Consider the following 25497-nt stretch of genomic DNA (forward strand, 5'->3'; position numbering starts at 1 on the left):
TTTGTGAAAAACTCGACTTGGCTTATGGCGGCAATTGCGGTTTGGCAAGCTGTCTGCAAGACCCGTCAAATTTTTCTCTTGAATCGCGGGCAAAGACACCCCATTCTTGGTTTGTGTTCAACGAATGTAAAGGAGGTGATCCGATGTCTCGTGATTTCGAAAACTGCCACAAGGCGTCCGATGCTTTCCATCGGGGATCGTCTCTCCGTTGAATAAGCACCTTGGCTGAGTCCAAGGAAGAAGGCCAAACGACAGCTTTGTGCCAGACGGAATTGCGGGGCCACCCTTCGGGGTGGCCCTTTCCGTTTATGCAGCGCGCTTGCCGCTGATCTGGAAGCCGATCGCTTTCAAAACAGCGATGGTAGTCTCCAACGTGGGATTGCCGTTCTCGCTCAAGGAGCGGTAAAGCTGTTCGCGTGCCAAACCCGTCTCCCGCGCTATCTTCGTCATGCCTTTTGCACGTGCCACAACACCGAGCGCTCGCGCGATGTACCGTGCATCTCCAGTCTCGAAAGCATCGGCGAGAAAGACTTCTATCGCCTCATCAGTAGTCAAATCCTCAGCAGGATCATACGGGATCAATTTTTCAACCACTCCACCCCCTCCATTCAGCAGCCAAATGCTGCGCTGTGCGGATGTCCTTCGCCTGCGTACTCATGTCACCGCCACAAAGAAGGACCACAATCACATCTCCCCGCCTCTGAAAGTAAATGCGATACCCGGGACCATAGTGAACTCGTAGTTCGCTGATACCGTGCCCTACGGGTTGCACATCGCCTGTGTGCCCGAAAGCAAGGCAATCTAACCGCGACGCAATCAAAGCTCGTGCTCGCTGATCTTTGAGTTCCGTTCGCCATTTTCGATATGTTTCAGTTTGCTCAAGCTCGATCATAAATGTATTTTTTAAATCACAAAAGTCAATAATCTGGGATTGTATATCCCAATGGCCTTTCGCAACACCAACGGCAGATTGCAACGCTCCAGGGTTTGCTCTTCTGCAAATTGGTGATACCAAGATTTTGCCTGAAAATGGTGCAATCTGCCTTTATTGAAGGCAAACCCCTCTGAAAGATCGAACAAATGTCGGTTGCTATAGCCCAAAACGCTGAGTCGAAGCGTGCATGGCGTGATGAAATCGTTGCGATGCTCTCTTTGAGCTGGCCAATGATCCTCACCAATCTTGCGCAGACCGCGATGACAGCGACCGACGTCATGATGATGGGCTGGGTCGGCGCGAGCACGCTTGCCGCCGGTGCGCTTGGAACCAACTTCTATTACCTGCTGATGATCTTCGGCCTTGGCTTGATGCTCGCTACCTCGCCAATGATGGCTCGCGAGCTCGGCCGCAATAGGTTCGCCGTACGGGAGATCCGACGTACGGTGCGCCAGGGCCTGTGGGTCGCTGTTGCTGTCTCCATTCCGATTTGGCTTGTCCTGTGGAACACCGAATCCATCCTGGTGGCCATGGGTCAGGATGCAGGCCTTGCCGGGCAAGCCGGCAATTACATGCGCGCCCTGCAATGGGCGGTCCTGCCCTTCTATGGCTATATTGTTCTGCGTTCCTTCATCGCTGCGCTTGAGCGCCCAGGTTGGGCGCTTGTCATCGCCATCGTTTCCGTTGCCTTCAATGCGCTTGCCAACTGGGTGCTGATTTTCGGACATTTCGGTTTTCCCAAACTCGGCATCGTCGGCTCCGGTATCGCGACGACCCTGTCTTCAATGATGATGTTTGCCGGGCTGGTTGTCGTCATTTCCATGGACCCGAAGTTCCGGCGGTACCGCCTGTTCGGCCGGTTCTGGCGTGCCGACTGGCCACGCTTCGCTGACCTGTTGCGTCTTGGCTTGCCTATCGCAGCGATCTTGAGTTTCGAAGTGACGATCTTCAATGCCGCTGCCTTCCTGATGGGCCTGATTGGCGCCGATTCGCTCGCCGCGCATGCGATCGCAATCCAGATCGCGTCGATAGCCTTTATGGTACCAATGGGCTTCGGCCAGGCTGCGACAGTGCGGATCGGCCGTGCCTATGGCGCGCAGGATCGCGATGGCATCAAGCGCGCAGGTTGGGTCGCATTCGCAGCGGGTACGGGCTTTATGGTGCTCACGGCGCTACTGATGCTGCTCGCGCCCCATCAGCTGATCAGTGCGTTCATCGATATCAACGACCCGGCGAATGCCGATGTGATTTCGCTCGCCGTGACATTTCTAGCCTTTGCAGCCTTGTTTCAGATCTTTGATGGCGGCCAGGCCGTCGCCAGCGGCATGCTGCGCGGCCTTCACGATACGACCATACCGATGATCTACGCCGCGATCGCCTATTGGGGCATCGGCCTGCCCCTCTCGGTCGGCTTCGGTTTCTGGCTGGACATGCAGGGTGCCGGCATTTGGGTCGGGCTCCTATGCGGTCTTGCCGCGGCGGCCGTGCTTCTGATCAGCCGCTGGCTGCGCCGGGAGAAACTCGGGATCGAAATTATCCGTTAGAAATCGATCGTTCGACCCTTGATCTCCCAATCGCCGAACCGCGCCGGATCCTTGCCGCCACGACCGCCGATCTCGCGCGGCCGATCGGCCTCTTTCGTCTCAGCCTTCCGGCGCTCCTCGGCCTCCTTCAGCGCCCGCTGGGCGGCCGGAGGGAGTTGGCCGAACGCGGGACGCGGCGGCTGGTCGTCATTATCTGCGTGCGGCGTCACTGATGTCTCGTCGTCATTCATTGTCGGTTGCACTCATCATTGAAGCTTGCTGTACAAAACACCATCATATAGCGGATGATGTTCAATATAGGGAATGACGTTGATACAACAACGATTCAAAGCAGGAGGGATGTCATGAACGTAATGCGCACTGCAATGCTGCTGGCTTTCATGACAGCCCTGTTCATGGGCGTCGGCTTTCTCATCGGCGGCACCGGCGGCATGATGATCGCCCTCGTGATCGCCGCGGGCATGAACCTCTTCAGCTACTGGAATTCCGACAAGATGGTGCTCCGCATGCACCACGCGGTCGAGGTAGACGAGCAAAACGCGCCCGAATATTACGGCATCGTCAGGGATCTCGCCGCCCGGGCGGGTCTGCCCATGCCCAAGGTCTATCTTATCCAGAACGACCAGCCCAACGCCTTCGCCACCGGCCGCAATCCCCAAAACGCAGCCGTCGCAGCCAGCACCGGGCTATTGCAACGCCTGTCACCTCAGGAAGTTGCCGCCGTCATGGCGCATGAACTCGCCCACGTCGAGAACCGCGATACTCTTACCATGACGATTACGGCCACTCTCGCCGGCGCCATATCGATGCTCGGCAATTTCGCCATGTTCTTTGGCGGCGGCAATCGCGAAAACAGCAATCCGCTCGGCTTCATCGGCGTCCTCATTGCCATGATCGTAGCGCCCTTTGCCGCAATGATCGTGCAGATGGCCATCAGCCGCACCCGTGAATATGCCGCCGATCGGCGCGGTGCGCAGATTTGCGGCAATCCGCTGTGGCTGGCTTCCGCCTTGAACAAGATCGCACGCGGCGCCCAGCAGATCGTCAATGAGGACGCCGAGCGCAATCCTGCCTCTGCGCCATTGTTCATCATCAATCCACTCAGCGGCCGGGGTGCCGACAATCTGTTCTCGACCCATCCAAGTACGGATAACCGCATTGCAGCACTTGAAGCCATGGTTGAAGAGTTCCGGCAGGCACCGCCCGCGCCGCGACAGGCGAACGCACCCGAACCGCCGATTGATGATGACGAGCCACGTGAAGACCGGCCCAATCCCTGGGGCCGTGACGGCGCCAGCCGCAAAGGCCCGTGGGCATGAGTGCAGATAAGGGCATGAGCGTCCCACACGGCACCAAACGAGCATTCGGCAAGAACCAGAAACCGGCAAACTTCATCGATGCGGAAGACCGTCCCGGTCTCGCCGCTAGGCAATGTGCGACGCGCCTCCTCGGCGCCGTCATCGAGAAACACACCTCGCTCGATGGCCTGACCGACAACACGGGCGGTCATCCGCAATATATGGCACTCGACGATCGTGACCGGTCGCTTGTCCGCGCCATCCTCGGCGCTGCGCTGCGCAATCGCGGCACGATCGAAGCGGCCATCGGACAGTTGATCGACCGGCCTTTGCCAGAAAATGCCGTGGCCTTGCGCCATCTTCTGCACATTGCCGCCGCGCAGATCCTCTATCTCGATGTGCCCGATCGCGCCGCCGTCGATCTGGCGGTGACGGCAGCCAATAATGATCCGCGCAATCGCCGCTTTGCATCCATGGTCAATGCGGTGCTGCGCCGGCTCTCACGGGAGAAGGAGAACCTCGTCTCCGAAGCCAGCAATGTCCCTGCCTGGTTTGAGGAGAGCCTCATTGCCGCCTATGGCAAGGAAAAGACCCGCGCCATCCTCGCCATCCAGAGCAAGGAGCCCCCGATAGACCTGACCGTGAAGGGCGACGCGCAGGAATGGGCTCTCAAGCTTGGTGGAATTGCGCTGCCGACAGGCTCCGTGCGCCTCGGCAGCGTCGATGGCGCGCTCACTGCTCTTCCCGGCTTCGCGGAAGGCGATTGGTGGGTGCAGGATACGGCTGCCAGCCTTCCGGCAAAACTGTTCGGCGACATAAGGGACAAGCGCGTGGCCGATCTTTGCGCGGCACCCGGTGGCAAGACTGCACAGCTTGCGCTCGCGGGTGCTAATGTCACCGCGCTGGACCTTTCTGCCAACCGGCTGAAGCGGCTCCGTTCGAATCTGGAACGCCTTGAACTATCGGCCGAGACGGTCGAGGCCAACCTCTCTGCGTACCAGCCCGCCGAGCTCTTTGACGCGATACTCCTCGATGCACCCTGCTCATCGACAGGCACAGTGCGGCGCCACCCGGACGTGCCCTGGACGAAAACCTTGGGCGACATCCAGAAGCTGGCGCATCTACAGGCGAAACTTCTCGATCATGCGGTGACGATCGTCCGGCCCGGCGGCATTGTTGTCTTCTCCAACTGCTCGCTTGATCCGCTCGAAGGCGAAAAGGTTGCCAATGACCTCCTGGCCAAGAACCCTGCCGTCGAACTGGTCCCGGTCACCAAAGATGAAGTTGGCGACCTCGCTGAACTCATCACTCCGGAAGGATTCGTTCGCTCGACTCCGGCCGATCTTCGCCATGAAAATCCCGCGCTTTCCGGCATGGACGGGTTCTTTGCCGCGCGTTTCAAGAGGAAATACTAAAATTTTAACCGTTTTGGTTCCATAGTTCTCCTTTGTCGACGACGATTCGAAGCAATAACAACATGGTCGCGCTGAGCGAAACACCGCAATTGTGGGGACTTGCAACGGCGCAACTGTGGCGCCGCTTCCGCAGGCGTGTGCGCATGGGCCCGCTCTATCGCTGGCGATTCACCGGATTCACACCGGAACGTGTGCTTATAGCACCTCAGGACCTTCGCCCCGCCGATCCGCAACTCGCCGAGGAGTTTTACCATGGCCGCTTCGCCCTTGCGGGCAAGGTTGTCGAAACCGGTGGACGCTCGCCGTTTCTGATTGAGCCGCCCAATGCCGCGTGGCAGGCTGCCCTGCACAATTTTGGCTGGCTGCGCAATTTGCGCGCCGCAGGCACCGAACTTGCCACCGCCAATGCGCGCGCTCTGCTCGGTGACTGGATCACCACGCATGGCCGCTCGATTGGCGGTCCTGCTTGGGCACCGGAGGTCACGGCACAGCGCATTATTGCCTGGCTCCAACATTCAAACCTCATTCTTGCCGGAGCGGACCTGCGAGCCTATCGCCAGTTCATGCGTTCCCTCGCCGTGCAGGTGCGTTATCTGCGCACCATGGCCGCCGTCATGGATGACGGCGAAGAAAAATTACGAGCTCGTATCGCCCTCGCGCTGGCAGCCTTGGCTCTCCCGGTCGCATCAAGTACAAGCCGCTCGGCACGGCGCAATCTGGAGTTTGAACTTGTCCGGCAGATCCTCCCCGACGGCGGACATATCTCGCGCAACCCGCTGACCGTTCTGGAGCTGCTGGCGGACCTGCTGCCTCTGCGTCAGACCTATGCGAGCGGCCAGGAAGCTCCCCCCAAGGCGCTCATCGAAGCGATCGAGCGCATGCTGCCTGCCTTGCGGTTCTTCCGCCACCACGACGGGAGTCTCGCCCTCTTCAATGGCGTGGGCGCCACAATGCCGGAACGGGTCATTGCCGTCCTTCGCCATGACGATATTGGCGGTCTGCCACTCATCCATGCTGCGCATTCGGGTTATGAGCGCCTTTCAATGGATTCGACGACCATTATTGCCGACACCGGACTTGCCCCACCGGTCACCGCCTCACGCGATGCCCATGCGGGCTGCCTCTCCTTCGAGATGTCGTCGGGACGCAATCGCTATGTCATCAACGCAGGCGTCGACCGCTATGGCCCGCCGGAGTTCCGCCCGCTGGCGCGCTCGACCGCTGCCCACTCGACCGCAACGATCAACGACACGTCCTCCTGCCGGTTCAGCAACACGTCCGGCCTCTCCAATATGATTGGAACGCCGATCATTGCGGGTCCAACCAAGGTCAATATCGAACGCATCGAACGTGAAGGCGTGATCGGTTTCGTCGCCAACCACAACGGCTATGTCCGGCCGTTCGGCATTTATCACGAGCGGCAGATTGTCTTGTCGCACAATGGCAGCGTCATCGAAGGCATTGACAGCTTCTTCGCTGCAGGACGCAATCCGCTGCGTGACACCGGCGCAGAGGATGTCGTCATCCGATTCCATCTACATCCCTCGGTTGCCATCACCGTCGATGACAACGGATTGATCGTCCTCCAGGCAGAGAATGACGACATCTGGATGTTCTCGGCGACCGTCCAGCCGTTCATCGAGGATTCGCTGTTCTTCGCCGGTTTCCGCGGACCAGTCAAAACCCGGCAGATCACGCTTTCGCTCAATGCCTCGCAGCGTTCCGAGGTAGAATGGCAGTTCACCAGGACGACGCTCGGCGTTTACGGTTAGGTGGTCTGGGCGCGCCGAAAACGGTGATTTTCGAGAAGCGGAACGCAGTGAACGTTCGGGATCACGAGCACCGGATCGCAGAAAAGCGCCGTTTGCAGGCCGTCATGGTGTGAATATCAATAGACCCTAGCTCGCTGATTCCGCCATGACCTTGCGGAGCAGGCGGCCAAGACGCGCAATTCCCGTATCAGCCATCTCCTCGCTCGCAAGCGAAAAGCTCAGCCGGATCGTGTTGGTTCCGCTGCCATCCGCATGGAAGGCCTGTCCGGGTACGAAGGCAACGCGCTCGGTTTCGATCGCGCGGGCAAGCAGCGCAGCGCCGTCGATACCCTCCGGCAGCGTGACCCAGATGAACATCCCGCCCTCAGGCTTCGTCCACCTGACGCCTTCCGGCATATATTTCTCAAGTGCGCCAAGAACATTGTCACGCCGGCGCCCATAGGTCGCGCGCAGAAGCTCGATCTGCTTCTCGTAGATGTCGACAGCGGCATGGTACATCGCCATCTGGTTGATGGTCGGACTGTGCAGGTCGGCCGCCTGCTTCATCAGAACCAGCTTGCGGATGACGGGCTTCGCCGCGCAGACCCAGCCAAGCCGCAGGCCCGGCGACAGCGTCTTTGAGAATGTGCCGCAGTAGATTGTCCGCGTCTCGTCAATATCGCCCTTGCGCTCGATGTCGAGGGCAAGAATCGGCGGCACGGGTTCGCCATCATAGCGAAGTGCCTGATAGGCGCCGTCCTCGATCACCGGGATATTCATCTCATCGGCGAGATCGAGCAGTTTTTCGCGCGCAGCGCGATCGAGCGTCTCGCCTGCAGGGTTGGAGAAATCCGGATTGACATAGGCAAACTTCGGCTGGCCGCCGGCATTTGCCGCTGCGTCGCGATAGGCAGCGGGCGTCATATTGCCCTGATCCGGCAGCAGTCGGTCATACTCCGGCTCGTAGGCATTGAACGCCTGCAACGCCCCGAGATAGGTCGGGCTCGTCACCAGTGCCGTATCGGACGGCGACAGGAAGAGCTTGCCCAGGTAATCGAGCGCCTGCTGCGAACCCGACGTGATAACGATGTTGTCGATGCCGCAGACGATGCCCACGTCGGCGAGATTTGCGGCAATCCACTCCCTGAGCGGCGCATAACCTTCGCTGACCGAATATTGCAGGGCGGCACTGGCCTGATCATCCGCGAGGGCTCGCTCATAGGCCTTGCGGAAAGCGTCGGCGGGAAACAGTGCCGGGTCAGGAATACCGCCAGCAAAGGAAATGATGTCCGGCTGGTCGAGCAGCTTCAGAAGCTCGCGAATTTCGGAAGCGCGCATCCGGTTTGCACGCGTTGCGTATCTGGCGTCCCAGTTGCTCATTTTGCATCCATCCGATCGTTCCATCCCAGAATTGCCTAGACGCCTCCCGTTCGGAAAATTCCATCTCGAACGCCGTGTAAGCCGGAGCGATATGATCGCGCGACCAATAATATGTCAATATATCTGACCTAATTTCTGCGATGTTCGGTGCAGAAAAACAGCATTTGGCCCGCAAATGCGTGATCGGAAGTAGGATTCCTCGGCTTCCTATGCTAACCGGCTGGCAAATCCGTAACATTGAATATCGCTGAGGACGAACACCCATGGCCGTCGCCGCAAAATCATTCACCCCTCCAAACCTTCATCCTGTGCGGCGGGCGCTGCTTTCCGTCTCCGACAAGACCGGCCTGACAGCCCTCGCCCATGCCCTGCACCGGCATGGTATTGAAATACTCTCCACCGGCGGTACATCCAAAGCGATCGCCGCAGAGGGCATCCCGGTTCGCGACGTCTCCGACATCACCGGATTTCCGGAGATCATGGATGGCCGCGTAAAGACCTTGCACCCGAAGGTGCATGGCGGCCTGCTCGCCGTGCGCGACGATCCCGCACACACGGCGGCAATGGAAACGCATGGCATCGGCGCCATCGATCTCGTCGTCATCAACCTCTATCCGTTTGAAGAGGTCCGCCATTCTGGCGCCGACTACGCGAACATCGTCGAAAACATCGACATTGGCGGTCCGGCGATGATCCGTGCCGCTGCAAAAAACCACGCCTATGTCGGCGTCGTCACCGATACCGGCGATTATGACATGGTCATCGCCATGCTGGAAAAGCATGAAGGCTCATTGCCCTACTCGTTCCGCCAGAACCTTGCCGCCAAGGCCTATGCCCGCACCGCCACCTATGACGCGGCGATTTCCGGCTGGTTCACGGAAGCGCTGATGACCGAGACGCCATCGCGCCGCGCCATTGGCGGCCATCTGCATTCGGTCATGCGCTACGGCGAGAACCCGCACCAGTCTGCCGGATTCTATCTGACCGGCGAAAAGCGTCCGGGCGTTGCCACCGCAACCCAGCTGCAGGGCAAGCAGCTCTCCTACAACAACATCAACGACACGGACGCCGCCTTCGAGCTCGTTGCCGAATTCGACCCGGCGCGAACATCCGCCGTCGCCATCATCAAACACGCCAATCCCTGCGGCGTCGCCGAAGGGCGGACATTGAAGGAAGCCTATCTCAAGGCGCTTGCCTGCGATCCGGTCTCCGCTTTCGGCGGCATTGTCGCGCTCAACGGCACGCTTGATGCGGAAGCTGCGACGGAAATCGTCAAGACCTTCACCGAAGTTATCATCGCACCCGATGCGACACCGGAGGCCCAGGCGATCGTCGCGGCAAAGAAGAACCTGCGCCTGCTGGTCACCGGCGGCCTGCCTGACCCGCGCGCCTCCGGCATCAGCGCCAAGACTGTCGCCGGGGGAATCCTCGTCCAGTCGCGCGACAGCGGCGTCGTCGACGATCTGGAACTCAAGGTCGTCACCAAGCGCGCGCCGACCGAAGCGGAAATGTCCGATCTCAAGCTTGCGTTCCGCATCGCCAAGCACGTGAAATCCAATGCCATCGTCTACGTCAAGGATGGCGCGGCTGTTGGCATCGGCGCCGGGCAGATGAGCCGCGTCGACAGCGCCCGCATAGCAGCGCGCAAGGCCGAGGATGCTGCCGAAGCGGCAGGAAACGCGACGCCTCTCACCAAGGGCTCTGTCGTCGCCTCCGACGCGTTCTTCCCCTTCGCCGACGGCTTGCTGTCAGCTGTCGCCGCTGGCGCCACGGCCGTAATCCAGCCGGGTGGGTCGATGCGCGATGACGAGGTGATAGCCGCTGCCGATGAGCATGGCATCGCCATGGTCTTCACCGGCATGCGCCATTTCAGGCACTGACGCGCGCGGCCGGATAGGGCGTTCTCCAAAGGATCGCCAGTCCGGCCAGCAGGAACAGGATGATCATCGCCATGCCAAGGCGTGGCGATCCGCTCAGCGCTGTCACGGTTGCAACCAGGAAGGGCGCAAGAAAGCTCGTCGCCCTTCCCGACAACGCGTAGAGGCCGAAATAGCGCCCGGCCTCGCCGGCCGAAACGCTGCGCGCCATGTACGAACGTGACGAAGCCTGCACCGGTCCGAACGCAACACCAATGAGCAGGCCGAAACCGATATAGGCTTTTTCCGCCGGCGTTCCGAACAGTCCGCCGCTATCGGCGCCCGGCAATTGTACGATACCGAAAAGCGTATAGCCCGGACCGGTCGAGACGATGCCGATCGTCGCGATGGTCAGCAAGACCAGCGAGATCACCACCACAACCTTCGACCCCAGCATCGTGTCGAGCTTGCTAGCGGAAAGACAACCAAAAATGGCGACCATGTTCAGTATGATGCCGAATATGCCTATTTCTGCCGTCGCCCAGCCGAACATGGTGGCGGCAAAGGCGCCTCCGAGCGCGATCAGCGCATTCACACCATCCTGGTAGATCATGCGCCCGACGAGAAAGCGGAATATCCCCGGGCGCTGCCGAACCTCGTTCAATGTCGACTTCAGTTCGCCAAGGCCCGCACGCACCGCCCTGCCAGCCGGAAGACCTCTCGTGCCATCCGGTGTAAACAGGAACATCGGCAGGATGAAGACGAGATACCACAGCGCCGACAGCGGTCCGGTTGCCCGATCCCCTTCTCCGAGCGCCGGGTCGAGCCCGAAAATTGGGGCAAGACCCAGCATCGTCTTGCCCGTCGTGGGCGACCCGGCCATGAAGGCAACAACGAAGATCAGCACGATCATGCCGCCGAGATAGCCGAGCCCCCACGCCATGTTCGAGATGCGGCCGATATCCTTTGGCGCCACCAGCCGTGGCATCATCGAATCGTTGAAGACGATAGAGAACTCCGCCGCAATCGATGCCAGTGAGAAGAACACCAGCGGCAAGATCAGGCCGGAACCGGGCGCGGCGAACCACAGCATGATCAGCGACAGGATCTTGATGACGGCGAAGAAGCCGATCCAGGGCTTGCGCCGTCCAGTCTGATCGGCGATCGATCCAAGCACTGGTGAGAGCACGGCGATGATCAGACCGGAAACGGCGATGCCGTAACCCCAGGCCGCCTGTCCGATTGCCGGATCGCTCGCCAGGCGCGAGACGAAATACGGCCCGAAGATGAAGGTCGTCACAACAGTGAAGAATGGCTGCGCCGCCCAGTCGAAGAGCATCCACCCCCAGATGCCCCTTCTCGGCACAGCCATTCCCGATCCTTTTTCGATTGCTTCCAAACCGCTTATGACAGGTCGGAGAGCAGACCGGCAGCGACCGCTAGTCGCGAAACCGTCAAATCGCCGGTTTCCACGATATTGGCCATGCGCTGCCTCACCTCGTCAACGCGTGCGCCGCGGCTCACCAGCCAATCCTTGGCGGGATCGGTCTGCTTGCCGTATTTGCTTAAGGCCGCCACGGCGATACCGCGCCGCGCCTGACCGATCAGGTCTGTGGCACGCGCAAGCGCCAGCCCGTCATAGTAGTCGGCGACCGAAACCCCGCGTGCTGCATCCTCGATACGCCCGATACGGAAGGCCTCGGAAATGTCGAAGTAAGCCTTGCCGGCGCTGGCAATGTCGATGTTCGCCTGCTGAGCGACGGCAGCAATGTCCGGAATGATCGGCGCGATTTCGAGCCTTGCCAGTTGTGCAGCGAGTGCCGGCGATGCGCCAAGGGCGGCATTGCTTGCCGTGTCCTCGCGAATAAGGCCAGTCATCGACATTGGCAACAGCTTGTCCAAGCGCGGCTGCAGGGCATTGCGGGCCTGCCGGATCTCATCAATTGCTGCCCTGAGGCCGACCGTGGCTGTCCCGTTGCGCAGCACCCAAGCCGTTGTCCAGTTCAGCATCTGCGCCACCTTGGCGTAGAAACCGTTCTGCGTATCACCCGAAATTGCATTGTCCAGCGCGTCGATCCCGGCAAACACCCCGTCGAGCTCGAAGCCATCGCGGACGATCACGTAGGCACGAACAATCTCCGGCCCCGATTGACCGGTCAGATCAGAGAGCCGGCTAACGAAGGTTGGCCCGCCCCGGTTGATCACGTCATTGGCGAGCTGTGTTGCAATGATTTCCCTGCGAAGGCGGTGCGTGCGAAGCTCTTCGCTAAACCCGGCCTTCATCTGGCTCGGGAAATAATCCATGAGCTCCTGTTCGAGATAGGGATCGTCCGGCAGGTTGCTCGCCAGCAGCTGATCGGACAACACGATCTTGGCATAGGCCAGGAGAACACCGAGTTCAGCGCGGGTCAGCGGTATGCCATCCACCTGCCGTTCCGCCAGCGCCTTGTCATCGGGCAGCGTTTCCACTTTCCGGTTGAGGAGCTTCTTTGTTTCGAGATCGCTGATGAAGCGGGCCTGATAGGCAAGGTCGGCGACACCGCGCCGCTGCGCCAGCGACAGGGCCAGCGTCTGCAGATAATTGTTGCGCAGCACCAGATCGCTGACCTCGTCAGTCATCGATTCCAGGATCGTGTCGCGCTTCGCGCGTTGCAGCCTGCCCGTACGCATGGCCTGCGATAGCGCGATCTTGATGTTGACCTCAACGTCGGACGTGTTGACACCCGCCGAATTGTCGATCGCATCGGAGTTGCAGCGGCCGCCGAGCAGGCCGAACTCGATGCGCGCCTTCTGCGTCACGCCGAGATTGGCGCCCTCACCGATGACCTTGGCACGCACGTCGCTGCCAGTGATGCGGATGGCGTCGTTGGAGCGGTCTCCTGCCTCTGCGTCGCTCTCCAAAGTCGAGCGTACATAGGTGCCGATACCGCCAAACCACAGAAGATCGACCGGCGCCTTCAGGATTGCCGTCATGATTTCGAAAGGCGTTGCCGTCGTCTTGGCTAGCCCGATGACTTTGGCCGCCTCCTTCGACAGGGTGATCGACTTCTGTGAACGTGAGAACACGCCGCCGCCTGCCGAAATCTTCGTCTTGTCGTAATCCTGCCAGCTGGAACGCGGCAGGTTGAACAGCCTCTGGCGCTCCTTCAGGCTGGCCTTCACGTCCGGCTCCGGATCGATGAAAATGTCGCGATGGTCGAAGGCGGCAACCAGCTTCGTCTGCGGCGACAACAGCATGCCATTGCCGAAGACGTCGCCCGACATGTCGCCGACACCGACGACAGTGAATGGCGTCTTCTGGATATCGGTGCCGATCTCGCGGAAATGGCGCTTGACCGCTTCCCAGGCACCGCGGGCGGTGATGCCCATCTTCTTGTGGTCATAGCCGGCAGAGCCGCCGGACGCGAATGCATCGTCCAGCCAGAAGTCATGCGCCTGGCTGATCGCGTTCGCCGTATCGGAGAATGTCGCCGTACCCTTGTCGGCTGCGACGACGAAATAGGGATCGTCCCCATCCAGCCGGATAATGTTTACCGGCGGCACGACCTTTTCGCCGTCAAGATTATCGGTCACCGAGAGCAGCGTCGAAATGAAAGTGATGTAGGCGGCACGCCCTGCCTCGAAGATGGCATTGCGATCGCCCCCGGTCGGCAGGTGCTTCGGATAGAAGCCGCCTTTCGCGCCCACTGGCACAATCACCGCATTCTTCACCTGCTGCGCCTTGACGAGGCCAAGCACTTCGGTGCGATAGTCCTGGGCGCGATCGGACCAGCGCAGCCCGCCGCGGGCGACAGGGCCAAAGCGCAGGTGTACGCCCTCGACTTCGGGGCCGTAGACAAAGATCTCGCGATAAGGCCGTGGCTCCGGCAGGTCATCGAGCAGGCGCGGATCCAGCTTGAAGGCCAGTGTCACGCGCTCGCTTCCATCTTCCTCCGGCGCGAAGGCGTTCGTCCGCAACGTCGATTCGATCAGATTGAGGAAACGCCGCAGGATGCGGTCGTCATCGAGACTTGGAACTCCCTGCAGTGCCTCTTCGATGGCGGTCTTGATCACAGTCTGCTTGCGCTGTGATTGGGCGGCACCGGCCTTGGCGGGGTTAAGGCCCTGCTCGAACAGCTCGAACAACTGCTTGGCAATGAGCGGGTAGCGGTTGAGCGTTGCGGCAATGAAATCTTGCGAATAGGGAATGCCGGCCTGCTGCAGATAGCGGCCATAGGCGCGCAGGATAATGATCTGGCGTGCTGTCAGCTGTCCGGTCAGGGCAAGAGCGTTGTATCCATCATTGTCCGACGCACCGCCCCAGATACTGCGGAAGACGTCCTCGTAGAGATTGCCATTGTCGGAAAGGTCAATCGGCGACCCCGAGGCACTGACAAGCTCCATGTCGTGTACATAGAGCGGGCTGCCGTCGCCGGCAGGAAGTGCAAAGGTCTGCTCGCTGATGACGCGAAAGCCCATATTCTCGAGGAGCGGCACGCGCTGCGACAAGGCAACGGCCGAGCCATAATGATAGATCTTCAGCGAGGCAGCATTCGGCCCATCGGTCCGATGCCGGTAGAAATCGACAAACAGCGGGTTGTTTCGCGAAAGGCCGGCAATGCGGCTCGCATCGACCAGCGCCTCGTCGGCCGAGAAATTCTCCCGGTAGGAATCCGGGAAAGCTGCGGCCAGGGCCGTAAATTCGGACAAGCCGGTGCGGTCACCGACTTCGGCAACCGCATCGTCCCAGGTGCGAACGATGGCGCGTACCGCTTCTTCCAGGGTCTCCCTCTTGACCTTGGGGAACTCGTCCTCGGCATGGCCGATGATGAAATGCACGCGGGCGAGATTGCCCTCGGGAAATGCCGGATAATAAGCCGACACATGCCCCTCATAAGTGGAGGCGAAGTAAGAGCCCATCTTCTCGCGCACCACGGAATCATAACGCTCGCGCGGAACGAAGACGATGATCGAAGCGAAGCGGCCGAACGGATCGACGCGCGGCAGCACGCGGACGCGAGGACGCTCGCCAAGGGCCAGAATGGCCTCGGCATAGCGGGTCAGCGTCTTTACATCGATCTGGAACAGATCATCACGCGGGTAGCTCTCGAGAACATTCAGCAGCGCCTTGCCGGAATGATCTTCGCGATTGAAGCCGAGCCGGTTGATGACGGCTTCCGTCTTCGAGCGCAGATAAGGAATCTTGAGCACCGAACGCGTATAGGCGCCCGACGTGAAGAGGCCGACAAAACGAATTTCGCCAGTGACGTTGCCATCACTGTCGAAGGTCTTGACGCCGATATAATCCATATAACCGCGGCGGTGCACCAGCGACTTGGTGTTCGACTTGGTGACGATCAGCGGCTCCGGGCCAGTGAGGAAGGCGATGATCTGCGGAGTAGTGGTGACACCCTGACTGCCGCGCTTCAGCACCCGCACGTCCGGGTCTGCCAGAATGCCGAGACCCGGCCTGCCGGACCGCTCCAGCTCGCCTGCGCCTTCGCTGCCCAGATAGTCGTATTCGCGCACACCGAGGAAGGTGAAATTGTCGTCGCGCAACCATTCGAGGAACGCCACGGCTTCCTCGGCCGCTGCCTTCTTCATTGGCAGCTTACCGGTCTTGTAGGCCACGATCGCGTCACTGAGGCGCGACAGCATAGGCTTCCAGTCTCTCACTGCCTCGCGAACATGTTTGAGCACCAGTGTGAGCGCCGCAGTCATGATCTCGCGTGACGCCGCATCAAGCGCCGAAACATGAATCTGCATCACGCTGACGCGCGAAACGTCCTTGCCGGGTTTCTCCGGACCGGCCGCACCGATGACTTTGTTCGACTTCGCATCGATATCCATGACCGGATGCAGCACCAGATGGACGGTGCTGACCCTCTCGCTGATCTCGCCGAGGACCGAATCGAGCAGGAACGGCATGTTGTCGTTGATCAGTGAGATGACGGTGACCGGGCGGCCATCACGGTAGACGAGGTTATTCTCGCTGACATCGACAACGGACTGCCCCGGCGTAAAGCGGGCCAGCGCGGCTTCAGCGAACCCCGCAGAGGTGCTTACAGCACCCGCATCGTAATCAGCGAGATCTTCTTCTGGAGCCCGGGCAAACAACAGCTCTTCGAACAGCCCTATTTCAGCTTTCTTCTCTTTTGCAGCTTTCGGCGGCTTTGACTTCGTCGCGGCTTTTACGTCTGTTTTCTTCTTGGAAGCCATAAAATATTCCCCCTCGGCTCTATGATTGAGCCGATCATAGCCATTCGGAAGGCATTTTCGACCACAAACTGCACGGTTGCGGTGAAAATCATGTGACACGCAATAAAACTACAATTCGACCAGATGATCATCCAGTTCGTTGACATCATCGGGGCCTGTCGGGAAATGTTCTTCCAGCAACTGACCTGCTTTTTCGATCGCCTTGAGGAAGCCCGCGGTCAAATCATCCCTGTCCGCATGATCCGTTAGAATCGCAACGATATTGTTCCATTCATCCTGACGAACCTTGGCATTGATGCCGGCATCCGCAACGACCTCGGCATACTGTTCAGCCAGCGAAACGAACAGCAGGATGCCGGTGCGCTCGGTGGTCAGGTGAACATTGCGCGCCAGGAACTGCTGGATGGCATTGAGATGCGCACGCCGGTAGAGGATGCGCTTTGGAACAAGCCACAGCGTGATGCTAGGTGCCAGCCACAACACCAGCACGGCCGTCAAGAATGCAGCGAGAATGGCAAGGCCGAAGACTGGCAGCGGCACAGTGTACCAGAACCAATGCGCCGTCACGGCGACGATCACCGCGGCCAAGAGAATGCCGCAGGCGACAGTAAAACCCGCAACGAAGAAATAGCTGTCGCTGCGCCGCGCCAGCACCGCGTAGATTTCGCCGCTCGTACGGCTTTCAGCGTCACGGATCGCCTCGGCTATGCTCTTATGGTCAGCTTCGTTCATGAGCTTCATAATTCACCAGCTCCCCGATGCACCGCCGCCGCCGGATGATCCGCCGCCGCCGGAAAAGCCACCGCCTCCCCCGCCGCCCGAAGACCAGCCACCACCGCCACCTGACCAGCCCCCGCCTCCGCCGGACCATCCGCCGCCACCTCCGCCACCATTTCGGGATGATCCTATGTCGAAGATCATGCCCAGCCATTCATATCGGCCGGGAGAAATCTTGCGGCCGAAAGATGTCACGATGGCTGGCAGAATGAGCCCGCTGAAGAACATGAAAACAAAAATCGTGACGAAGATGAGCATGAACCAGTCAACATCCGACGACTCTTCCTGAATATTGCGCCTCGCCCGCGCCTCGAGCTCGGCTGCGTCGCCGGACAGCACCGTCAAAATGCCGTCGACGCCGCGCGAAATGCCCCCGGAGAAGTCGCCGGAGCGGAACCCGGGAATAATCGCGTTCTCGATAATCAGCTTCGAGAGGAGATCGGTCAGCGTGCCTTCGAGACCGTAACCGACTTCTATCCGAACCTTGCGGTCGTTCGGGGCTACGACCAGCAGCACGCCGTTGTTCTCCTGTTTCTGCCCGAGCGCCCAGGCACGGTAGAGCCGGTTGGAATAGGGCTCAATCTCCTCGCCGTCGAGGCTCGGCACGGTCACCACAACCACCTGGTCAGATGATTTCGCCTCGAAAGCCGCCAGTTTCTGGGTAATCTGCTCCCGCGTCGCCGGATCGATCACATTGGCGGCGTCGACCACACGTCCGGTGAGCGCCGGCAGCTCGGCAGTAAAGGCGCTGGCGAGCATCAAGAGCAGGAGTACGGCAGCCAGCAGCAAGCGGCCGGGCATCAAACCGGCCGTTCGCTTGCGGTCGGTCATGACCGCGATTTGACCCGAAAGGGGCATCGCAAGGGCCTAGAATTTGACTTGTGGCGTCTGCTTGGCGGCGTCGTCGATCGTGAACGTCTGGTAGGGCTCGTTCCCGGTGAACCAGATCCAGCTCCAGATCATCGTCGGCATGGTCTTGAGTGACGTATTATAGACGCGCACCGCCTCGATATAGTCACGCCGGGACACCGCGATGCGGTTCTCCGTACCCTCCAGCTGCGATTGCAGCGCCAGGAAGTTCTGGTTTGATTTCAACTCGGGATAATTCTCGACCACAGCCAACAAGCGTGACAACGCGCCGGTCAGGTTGGCCTGGTTGTCCTGGAACGCCTTGAACGCATTGGGATCGGTCAGCGTTTCCGGCGTCACCTGAACCTGCGTCGCCTTGGCGCGCGCCTCGACGACGGATGTCAGCACATCCTTTTCCTGCGCCGCATAGCCTTTGACCGTCTCGACGAGGTTCGGGATCAGATCGGCACGGCGCTGATACTGGTTCAGCACTTCGCTCCAGGCGGCCTTCGCCCGTTCCTCATTGGTCGGAATCGTGTTGAACCCGCAGGCCGAGAGCAGCGGTACGAGAAGTGCGAGAGCAAGAACGGAAAGCGCACGGCGTGGCGCTAAAGCAATTCCAGGAAAAGTGGGAACCGGTTTTCCGTCTGGAATTGCGTCAATACAGAGAGGGAGAGCATTTCCATGTTTCCGTTTGAAATGGAAATGCTCGATAAGGCTGGTCACATAGTGCATCGGAATCCTCTCCCGGAGTTCAGATTCTTTGGCCGGACGGCCCGTGACTGATGATTCTAGTGGAACTTTGAATTTGACATTTGAACCCGCGCGTTGCTGCAAATTGGGACTCAAATGTCAAATTCGTTTCACTAGCGAACGAAGCAATACGAACCTAGCCATTTTTTTCTGCAAAAGGAACTGGCAAAGCGCTATGGTGATTTGCATAGCAATCACATGGAATTGTCATGCCCGACCAGGACAAAACGCGCGATCATGAAACTGAGTCCAAGCGCATTCTGGATCGACTCAACCACGAATCCGCCAGTGGCGGCCTGTCCGCCGTCGACCGCGCCAAGGGCCATTTTTCCGCCAAGGACGCCGATGCAGCCGACCCGATCGAGGTCTGGGGGACGCGGATCGGCCGGCTTCTGGGATTGCTTGTCGTGATCGCCATGTTTATCTGGTTCCTCGGCTCCATTTTCGGCGTGTTTTAGGCAGTAAACTCATGAACAGGATCGACAATGGCGTCTGAAACGGCAAGAAGATGCGAGGAGAGTTGCGAAGGGCGGGGTGTTTCCCCCGGCCGAGCAGCTCGACACTGCAGCTTGCAGCCGTTTCGGCGTCCGCAGGATAGGGTCCATTTGCCCGGCAACCTCGTCGCAAAGGCTCGACAATGGATAAACATTTCCATCGCCTATGCTCCTCGTATCCGAACAAATGGCCTCCTGCCATTTCGACCCTGTTCATGAGTTTACGGCCCAGATTTCTCCTCCTGCATGAGTATCCCTGAATGACCGGTCCTGCTGCCTCCTCCAATGCCGTCATCGTCATATCCAGCCACGTTGTCCGTGGCTCGGTCGGCAATCGCGCCGCGGTCTTTGCCCTTGAAACCCTCGGCCATCCGGTCTGGGCCGTCCCGACGGTCATTCTCCCCTGGCATCCGGGTCATGGCCCGGCAAAGCGCATCGTGCCCGAACCGCAGCAATTCGACGAGCTGATTGCCGATCTGGAGCGTGCCCCCTGGCTTGGTGAGGTCAGCGGTATCATGACCGGATATCTCGGCAATGCAGCGCAGTCGGCAGCTGTTGCGCGTCTCGTCAAGACCGTGAAAGCCCGGAACAGGAATGTGCTCTATCTCTGTGATCCGGTGATCGGTGACGAAAAAGGTCTCTACGTTCCCGAAGCAACCGCCATTGCTATCCGCGACCAGCTGATGCCGCTCGCCGACATCGCGACACCGAACCGCTTCGAACTTGCCTGGCTGGCCGGTGCTGAGCTTCCCGACAACAAAGCGATCATGCAGGCAGCGCTGCATGCCGGGCCGGGCACCATGCTTGTCACCTCCGCACATCCGATGATCGCCGGGAGCACCGGCAACCTTCTCGTCACCCACTCGCTGGCGCTCCTCGCCGAGCATCGCCTGGTCACCGGGCCAACCAACGGCCTTGGCGATTTGACGTCCGCATTGTTTCTCGCCCGCATGCTTGCTGGTGTCGATCTCGAACAGGCCTTGCAGCGCACCACCGCGTCAGTTTTCGAGATCATGGCGCGCTCGGCCAAGCGCGGCGCCGACGAATTGATGCTCGAAGCCGATGCATCGAGCCTCTCGACGCCGATGGCCATGACGCAGATGCGCCGCCTGGTCCACCCAAGCAAGGGCGTGCGCGCATGAGACAAAGGGTCAATTGATCTTCCGCACGATCAGGATTAAGCAAATGCCCATGACCTTGCTTCCAGAGAGACTCCTTAACGGTTATCGCAACTTCATGGCGCATCGCTATGCGAACGAGACGATGCGCTACCGGGAGCTCGCGGATCAGGGACAGACCCCTGAAACGCTGGTCATCGCCTGCTGCGATTCCCGTTCGGCACCGGAAATCATTTTTGACACAGCGCCAGGCGAAATCTTCGTTGTCCGGAACGTCGCCAATCTCGTGCCGCCCTATGAACCCGACGGCGAATACCACGCGACATCCGCGGCGCTGGAGTTCGCCGTGCAAAGTCTGAAGGTCAAAAACATCGTCGTCCTCGGCCACGGCCGCTGCGGTGGCATCAAGGCGGCGCTCGACACGACGAGTGAACCTTTGTCGCCCGGCGACTTCATCGGCAAATGGATGAGCCTTGTCGCGCCCGCCGCCGAAGCCGTTTCCGCCAACGCGCTCATGACCCCATTCGAACGTCAGACGGCCCTTGAGCGCATTTCCATTCGCTATTCGCTGAACAATTTGCGCAGCTTTCCCTGCGTGGATATTCTCGAGAAGAAGGGGCGCCTTAGCTTGCACGGCGCCTGGTTCGATATCTCGACCGGTGAACTCTGGATCATGAATCCGGAAACCGGAGATTTCCTTCGCCCCGACCCGGAAGAGGTCGGCGCTGCGACGCTCGAATAGGAGAAATCAGAATGGCGCGGTTGATATTCACGATCGCCGTCATTCTCTCGCTGATCCTTCCTGCCCTGGCGGATGATACGCCGGAAGCGCTCGTCGACCGCTGGTATGCAGGCCTTGCCAATGCTGACCGGGCCACATTCAGTGACCTTCTGTCCGATGACGCGAAGGTCATTCTCGAAGATATCGATGCGATCCAGACCAAGGAAGAATTTCTCGGTTCTCTCGACGAATGGAAGAATGCCGTGCGCGGCGCCACGATCCGGCATCGGATCAGCAATATAGGGGACGGCACAATCACCGTTTTTGTCTGCTATCAGTTTCCCGGCAACACGACCTACACCCGGGAAATTTTCAATTTTCGAGGTACGAAGATCATCGAAAGCGCGCAGAGCTCAGTCGGCGAGGCGTGTGAGGGCTTCTAGAGCAATTCCAGGAAAAGTGCGGTGCGGTTTTCCGTCCGGAATGACGCAAAAACAAAAAGGGCCGGCATTCCGCCGACCCTTTCACAATTATCAACCGGCTTGGTTATTCGCCGTCGATCTGCGCGCCGATAATGGCGATCGCCTGCTGGTAGACACTGGCAGCGTTCCAACCTTGGATGGCACCGTAGTTCGCCTGCCCGGGCTGGTAGCCGGCCCCTGCCTGCCAGCCATGGGCACGCAGGAAATTCGCTGTCGATGCAAGTGCGTCTGCCCTGGAACGGACCATGTCGATCCGCCCGTTGCCATCGCCGTCGACACCATATCTCAGCACACTGGCTGGCAGGAACTGCGTCTGGCCAATCTCGCCATGCATAGCGCCTATGGCATCTGGCGATAGCGTTCCATTGTCGATCAGCTGCAAGGCAGCATCGAGCTGGTTGCGGAAATATTCGGACCGCCGGCAATCATAAGCGAGCGTTGCGACTGCCGAAAGCGTGTTCTGGTTGCCCATGGAGCTGCCGAAGCCGGTTTCCATGCCCCAGATGGCGATCAGTGGTCCAGCAGGAACACCAAAACGCTTTTCGATGCTGGCAAACAGCGCAGCATTTTTTGCCTTATGGGCCCTGCCGCGCGAGATGATCGTCTGGCCGCCACGCACTTGCATGAATTTGTCCAGCGAATATTTGAAGCTTTTCTGGTTGCGGTCGGCATTGATCGTCTTGGTTGAATATTTGGCGTTGTTCAACGCGCTAGCAGCCCGGTTGCCAATGCCTCGCGCCTGCGCTTGGCTCCCGTACTCCTGGACCCATTCCGAGAATCCTGCGGAATTGTTTCCGCACCCGGCAGCGGCCTGTGCCGCGCCGGCCGTTACGAGAAGTGCGGTCGCTGCAGCCGCAAGAATTCTGCCTTTGGCAACAAATGCCATGAAAATCTCCTTAAAAGTTGAGTCACTGGTGGAACTTTGAATTTGACATTTGAGCACGAGCATTGCTGCGGACTCAAATGTCAAATTCGTTCCACCAGTGCCCCTATCTGCCACTTTTCCACAACCGTGTCATCTGGGACAATCCCTGATTCTATGCTCAAAATGTCCCAATTTTGTTTAATTCAGGGCGATTTTGCAGGTCTTGCGGCCCCCGTGTCCGCACGGCAACATCTCCATGGCTCGAAGCAATTGCAATTTACAGTTGCAGAGTGAAGTCGTCTCGACGACTTCGTGCATCCAGAGTCTCGTGGTGTTTTATACCAGAATGCAGATTTGGCGGAAACAGGTCATCTGCCCGCGCAGCTTGACTTTATGCTGCACATCCTGTTTAAGCCGCGCTATTCACCGCGACGAGTTTTGTACTCCGAGCAGCCGACCGGGACCCCAAAAGGGTTCAAACGATCCCGGAGGTCAACACCCGACAGCGCGATGCGCCCTCGGGTGCCATTTTGCTTTGAGCTTCTGGCTTTGGCGCGGTTGATGCTTATCTTTCGGAGAAGGTCTTCGAAGGGATAAAGGAAAACTGGATGTTCGAGAGCTTACAGGAACGACTAGGTTCGATTTTGAACGGCCTTACCGGCCGTGGCGCGCTGTCGGAGGCCGACGTCGCGGCAGCCTTGCGCGAGGTTCGCCGCGCCCTCCTCGAAGCCGACGTAGCGCTTGATGTCGTTCGCTCCTTCACTGACAAGGTTCGCACCAAGGCTGTCGGTGCCGAAGTTCTGAAAAGTATCAAGCCCGGCCAGATGGTCGTCAAGATCGTCCATGACGAGCTTGTCTCGATGTTGGGCGAAGAAGGCGTTTCCATCGACCTCAACGCGCCTGCCCCGGTCGTCATCATGATGGTCGGCCTGCAGGGTTCCGGTAAGACCACGACCAGCGGCAAGATTGGCAAGCGTCTTACCGAGCGGTCGAAGAAGAAAGTTCTGCTGGCGTCACTCGATACACGCCGTCCCGCGGCGCAGGAGCAATTGCGCCAGCTCGGCGTGCAGACCGGTGTCGATACCCTGCCTATCGTCGCAGGCCAGTCTCCGGTCGAGATTGCCGCTCGCGCCGTGCAGGCCGCCAAGCTAGGCGGCCATGATGTGGTCATCCTTGATACAGCAGGCCGTACTCATATCGACGAGCCGCTGATGGTCGAAATGGCCGACATCAGGAAGAAGGCCAACCCGCATGAAATCCTGCTCGTGGCCGATGCGCTGACCGGTCAGGATGCCGTCAATCTTGCCCGCTCCTTCGATGAGCGTGTCGGAATTACCGGCCTCGTGCTCACCCGCATGGACGGCGACGGGCGCGGCGGCGCGGCGCTTTCGATGCGTGCGGTTACAGGCAAGCCGATCAAGCTGATCGCCACCGGCGAAAAGATGGACGCGCTGGAGGAGTTCTATCCCCGGCGTATCGCAGACCGCATTCTCGGCATGGGCGACATCGTCTCGCTGGTCGAAAAGGCCGCCGAGAACATCGATGCGGAAAAAGCCGCGGCGATGGCCAGGAAGATGCAGTCGGGCAAATTCGATCTCAACGATCTGGCCGACCAGATCGGCCAGATGCAGAAGCTTGGCGGCATGGGCGGCATCATGGGCATGATGCCGGGCATGGGCAAGATGAAGGATCAGATGGCCGCTGCCGGCCTCGACGACTCCATCTTCAAGCGCCAGCTCGCCATCATCTCGTCGATGACAGCCGCCGAGCGGACAAATCCTGACATTCTCAAGCATTCGCGCAAGCAGCGCATCGCCAAGGGTTCCGGCACCAATGCCGCCGATATCAACAAGCTTCTGAAAATGCATCGCCAGATGGCGGACATGATGAAGGCGATGGGCGGCAAGGGCAAAGGCGGCATGATGAAACAGATGATGGGCGGTCTTGGCGCGAAGATGGGCCTTGGCGGCTTGGGTGGCCCAGGGGGCTTCGGCGGCGGTATGCCTGATCTGTCCAAGATGGATCCGAAGCAGCTTGAAGCTTTGCAGAAACAAGCGGAAGCGGCCGGTTTTGGCAAGGGCGGCGGTCTGCCCGGCGGACTCGGCGGTCTTCCTGGCGGCCTCGGTGGACCAGGCGGCGGTATGCCGCGCCTACCTGGTCTTGGTGGCGGCCTTCCCGGCCTTCCGAAGAAGAAGGGGTAATCATGTCCTCATCGTCCCTCCCGAAAGAACTCATCGAACTGCGCGCTTCCATCGACAATATCGATGCGGCACTCATCCATATGCTCGCCGAACGTTTCCGCTGCACCAAGGAAGTGGGCCTGCTGAAAGCCCAGAACGGCCTCGCACCGGCCGATCCAGCGCGAGAAAAACTCCAGGTCGAACGTCTGCGCTCGCTTGCCCAGTCGTCCGGTCTAGACCCCGATTTTGCCGAGAAGTTCCTGAACTTCATCGTCAAGGAAGTGATCAGGCATCACGAAACAACAGCCGCCAAGGAAAACGGCGGTTAACTCAACTACCAAGGAGAATACCAATGTCACTGAAAATCCGTTTGGCCCGCGCAGGGTCGAAGAAGCGCCCCTACTACCACGTTGTCATTGCTGACGTCCGCGCCCCGCGCGATGGCCGTTTCATCGAAACCGTTGGCGCCTGGAACCCGATGCTCCCCAAGGACGGCGACCGCGTCAAGCTCGATGCCGAACGCATCAACTACTGGATTGGCCACGGCGCACAGCCGACGGACCGCGTTCTGCGCTTCCTCGACCAGGCCGGTATCGCCAAGCGCGACACCCGCAACAATCCTGAAAAGGCAGTTCCAGGCAAGAAGGCACAGGAGCGCGTTGCTCTCGCCAAGCAGGCCGAGGAAGATGCGAAGGCAAAGGCCGCCGCTGAAGTAGAAGCAGCCAAGGCTGCTGCAGAAGCTGCTAAGGCTGCTGCAGAAGCCCCGGCTGAGGAAGCTCCCGCTGAGGAAGCCGCTGCCAGCGAATAAGCTGACGCGTTATCTTCGTTCGATTGCGAAACGGGTGGCTCTGCCGCCCGTTTTCGTTTGTGCACTACGATGGT

At 59.6% G+C, this 25497-nt stretch carries 22 protein-coding genes; 12 read left to right on the plus strand and 10 right to left on the minus strand.

Annotated elements, in window-relative coordinates; genetic code table 11:
- Positions 1–306: 306 nt before the first annotated feature.
- A complete protein-coding gene (locus CU102_RS18680; protein ID WP_106712621.1) occupies positions 307–594 on the minus strand; it encodes an addiction module antidote protein in 288 nt (95 codons plus the stop codon).
- Positions 587–892: a type II toxin-antitoxin system RelE/ParE family toxin gene (locus CU102_RS18685; RefSeq protein WP_106712724.1), complete on the minus strand. Its 306-nt coding sequence runs from the start codon at positions 890–892 to the stop codon at positions 587–589. Before CU102_RS18685 ends, CU102_RS18680 begins: the two co-directional genes overlap by 8 nt.
- A gap of 188 nt (positions 893–1080) precedes the next feature.
- Here CU102_RS18685 and CU102_RS18690 point away from each other — a divergent pair, with 188 nt between their 5' ends.
- Positions 1081–2478, plus strand: coding sequence for an MATE family efflux transporter (locus CU102_RS18690; protein WP_245425406.1), 1398 nt, complete (start codon positions 1081–1083; stop codon positions 2476–2478).
- Here the strand turns inward: CU102_RS18690 and CU102_RS18695 are convergent.
- Entirely contained in the window at positions 2475–2708 is a 234-nt protein-coding gene (locus CU102_RS18695) for a DUF1674 domain-containing protein (protein ID WP_106712622.1), read from the minus strand. The genes CU102_RS18690 and CU102_RS18695 overlap by 4 nt on opposite strands.
- 114 nt (positions 2709–2822) lie before the next feature.
- Between CU102_RS18695 and htpX the strand changes: the two genes are divergently transcribed.
- The 3 genes from htpX (at position 2823) to CU102_RS18710 (ending at position 6963) form a co-directional block, all read left to right on the plus strand.
- Positions 2823–3797, plus strand: coding sequence for a zinc metalloprotease HtpX (htpX, locus tag CU102_RS18700; protein WP_106712726.1), 975 nt, complete (start codon positions 2823–2825; stop codon positions 3795–3797).
- A gap of 14 nt (positions 3798–3811) precedes the next feature.
- Positions 3812–5191, plus strand: coding sequence for an RsmB/NOP family class I SAM-dependent RNA methyltransferase (locus CU102_RS18705; RefSeq protein ID WP_106712727.1), 1380 nt, complete (start codon positions 3812–3814; stop codon positions 5189–5191).
- Between the two features lie 62 nt (positions 5192–5253).
- The gene (locus CU102_RS18710) at positions 5254–6963 is read left to right on the plus strand and encodes a heparinase II/III family protein (RefSeq protein WP_106712623.1); all 1710 of its coding nucleotides are present in this window, start codon (positions 5254–5256) and stop codon (positions 6961–6963) included.
- A gap of 126 nt (positions 6964–7089) precedes the next feature.
- On the opposite strand, the gene CU102_RS18715 is transcribed toward CU102_RS18710, so the two are convergent.
- Positions 7090–8322 (minus strand): aminotransferase-like domain-containing protein, encoded by a 1233-nt coding sequence (locus tag CU102_RS18715; protein ID WP_106712728.1) that lies wholly within the window; start codon positions 8320–8322, stop codon positions 7090–7092.
- Between the two features lie 263 nt (positions 8323–8585).
- Here CU102_RS18715 and purH point away from each other — a divergent pair, with 263 nt between their 5' ends.
- Positions 8586–10202 carry a bifunctional phosphoribosylaminoimidazolecarboxamide formyltransferase/IMP cyclohydrolase gene (gene purH / locus CU102_RS18720; protein ID WP_106712624.1) on the plus strand — a complete coding sequence of 539 codons (1617 nt, stop codon included), beginning with the start codon at positions 8586–8588 and terminating at the stop codon, positions 10200–10202.
- On the opposite strand, the gene CU102_RS18725 is transcribed toward purH, so the two are convergent.
- The 5 genes from CU102_RS18725 to CU102_RS18745 form a co-directional block, all read right to left on the minus strand.
- Positions 10192–11550, minus strand: coding sequence for an MFS transporter (locus CU102_RS18725; RefSeq protein WP_106712625.1), 1359 nt, complete (start codon positions 11548–11550; stop codon positions 10192–10194). The two genes, purH and CU102_RS18725, sit on opposite strands and share 11 nt — an antisense overlap.
- Before the next feature lie 32 nt (positions 11551–11582).
- On the minus strand, positions 11583–16376 hold the full coding sequence (locus CU102_RS18730; protein WP_106712626.1) for an NAD-glutamate dehydrogenase: 4794 nt from the start codon (positions 16374–16376) through the stop codon (positions 11583–11585).
- A 108-nt stretch (positions 16377–16484) separates the two neighbouring features.
- Positions 16485–17117 carry a TPM domain-containing protein gene (locus tag CU102_RS18735; RefSeq protein ID WP_106712627.1) on the minus strand — a complete coding sequence of 211 codons (633 nt, stop codon included), beginning with the start codon at positions 17115–17117 and terminating at the stop codon, positions 16485–16487.
- A 3-nt stretch (positions 17118–17120) separates the two neighbouring features.
- Positions 17121–17984, minus strand: a complete 864-nt coding sequence (locus CU102_RS18740) for a TPM domain-containing protein (protein WP_425351572.1) — start codon at positions 17982–17984, stop codon at positions 17121–17123.
- A gap of 36 nt (positions 17985–18020) precedes the next feature.
- Complete coding sequence (locus CU102_RS18745; RefSeq protein WP_245425408.1) at positions 18021–18737, minus strand: LemA family protein; 717 nt, start codon at positions 18735–18737, stop codon at positions 18021–18023.
- A 227-nt stretch (positions 18738–18964) separates the two neighbouring features.
- Here CU102_RS18745 and CU102_RS18750 point away from each other — a divergent pair, with 227 nt between their 5' ends.
- From CU102_RS18750 to CU102_RS18765, 4 genes are all read left to right on the plus strand, one after another.
- On the plus strand, positions 18965–19213 hold the full coding sequence (locus tag CU102_RS18750) for a hypothetical protein (RefSeq protein WP_106712629.1): 249 nt from the start codon (positions 18965–18967) through the stop codon (positions 19211–19213).
- A 296-nt stretch (positions 19214–19509) separates the two neighbouring features.
- Positions 19510–20391 carry a pyridoxal kinase PdxY gene (pdxY, locus tag CU102_RS18755; RefSeq protein WP_106712630.1) on the plus strand — a complete coding sequence of 294 codons (882 nt, stop codon included), beginning with the start codon at positions 19510–19512 and terminating at the stop codon, positions 20389–20391.
- A gap of 49 nt (positions 20392–20440) precedes the next feature.
- A complete protein-coding gene (locus tag CU102_RS18760; protein WP_106712631.1) occupies positions 20441–21109 on the plus strand; it encodes a carbonic anhydrase in 669 nt (222 codons plus the stop codon).
- Between the two features lie 11 nt (positions 21110–21120).
- Positions 21121–21531: a nuclear transport factor 2 family protein gene (locus CU102_RS18765; RefSeq protein WP_106712632.1), complete on the plus strand. Its 411-nt coding sequence runs from the start codon at positions 21121–21123 to the stop codon at positions 21529–21531.
- A 103-nt stretch (positions 21532–21634) separates the two neighbouring features.
- On the opposite strand, the gene CU102_RS18770 is transcribed toward CU102_RS18765, so the two are convergent.
- Positions 21635–22456, minus strand: coding sequence for a lytic murein transglycosylase (locus tag CU102_RS18770; RefSeq protein WP_106712633.1), 822 nt, complete (start codon positions 22454–22456; stop codon positions 21635–21637).
- 587 nt (positions 22457–23043) lie between these two features.
- On the opposite strand from CU102_RS18770, the gene ffh reads away from it, so the two are divergent.
- The 3 genes from ffh to rpsP are packed head-to-tail and all read left to right on the plus strand — an operon-like array spanning position 23044 to position 25423.
- Complete coding sequence (gene ffh / locus CU102_RS18775; RefSeq protein ID WP_106712634.1) at positions 23044–24636, plus strand: signal recognition particle protein; 1593 nt, start codon at positions 23044–23046, stop codon at positions 24634–24636.
- A 2-nt stretch (positions 24637–24638) separates the two neighbouring features.
- Positions 24639–24944 carry a chorismate mutase gene (locus CU102_RS18780; protein ID WP_106712635.1) on the plus strand — a complete coding sequence of 102 codons (306 nt, stop codon included), beginning with the start codon at positions 24639–24641 and terminating at the stop codon, positions 24942–24944.
- Between the two features lie 23 nt (positions 24945–24967).
- The gene (rpsP, locus tag CU102_RS18785; protein ID WP_106712636.1) at positions 24968–25423 is read left to right on the plus strand and encodes a 30S ribosomal protein S16; all 456 of its coding nucleotides are present in this window, start codon (positions 24968–24970) and stop codon (positions 25421–25423) included.
- Positions 25424–25497 lie beyond the last annotated feature (74 nt).

The organism is Phyllobacterium brassicacearum (assembly GCF_003010955.1).
In the GTDB taxonomy this organism is placed as follows: Bacteria; Pseudomonadota; Alphaproteobacteria; order Rhizobiales; family Rhizobiaceae; genus Phyllobacterium; species Phyllobacterium brassicacearum.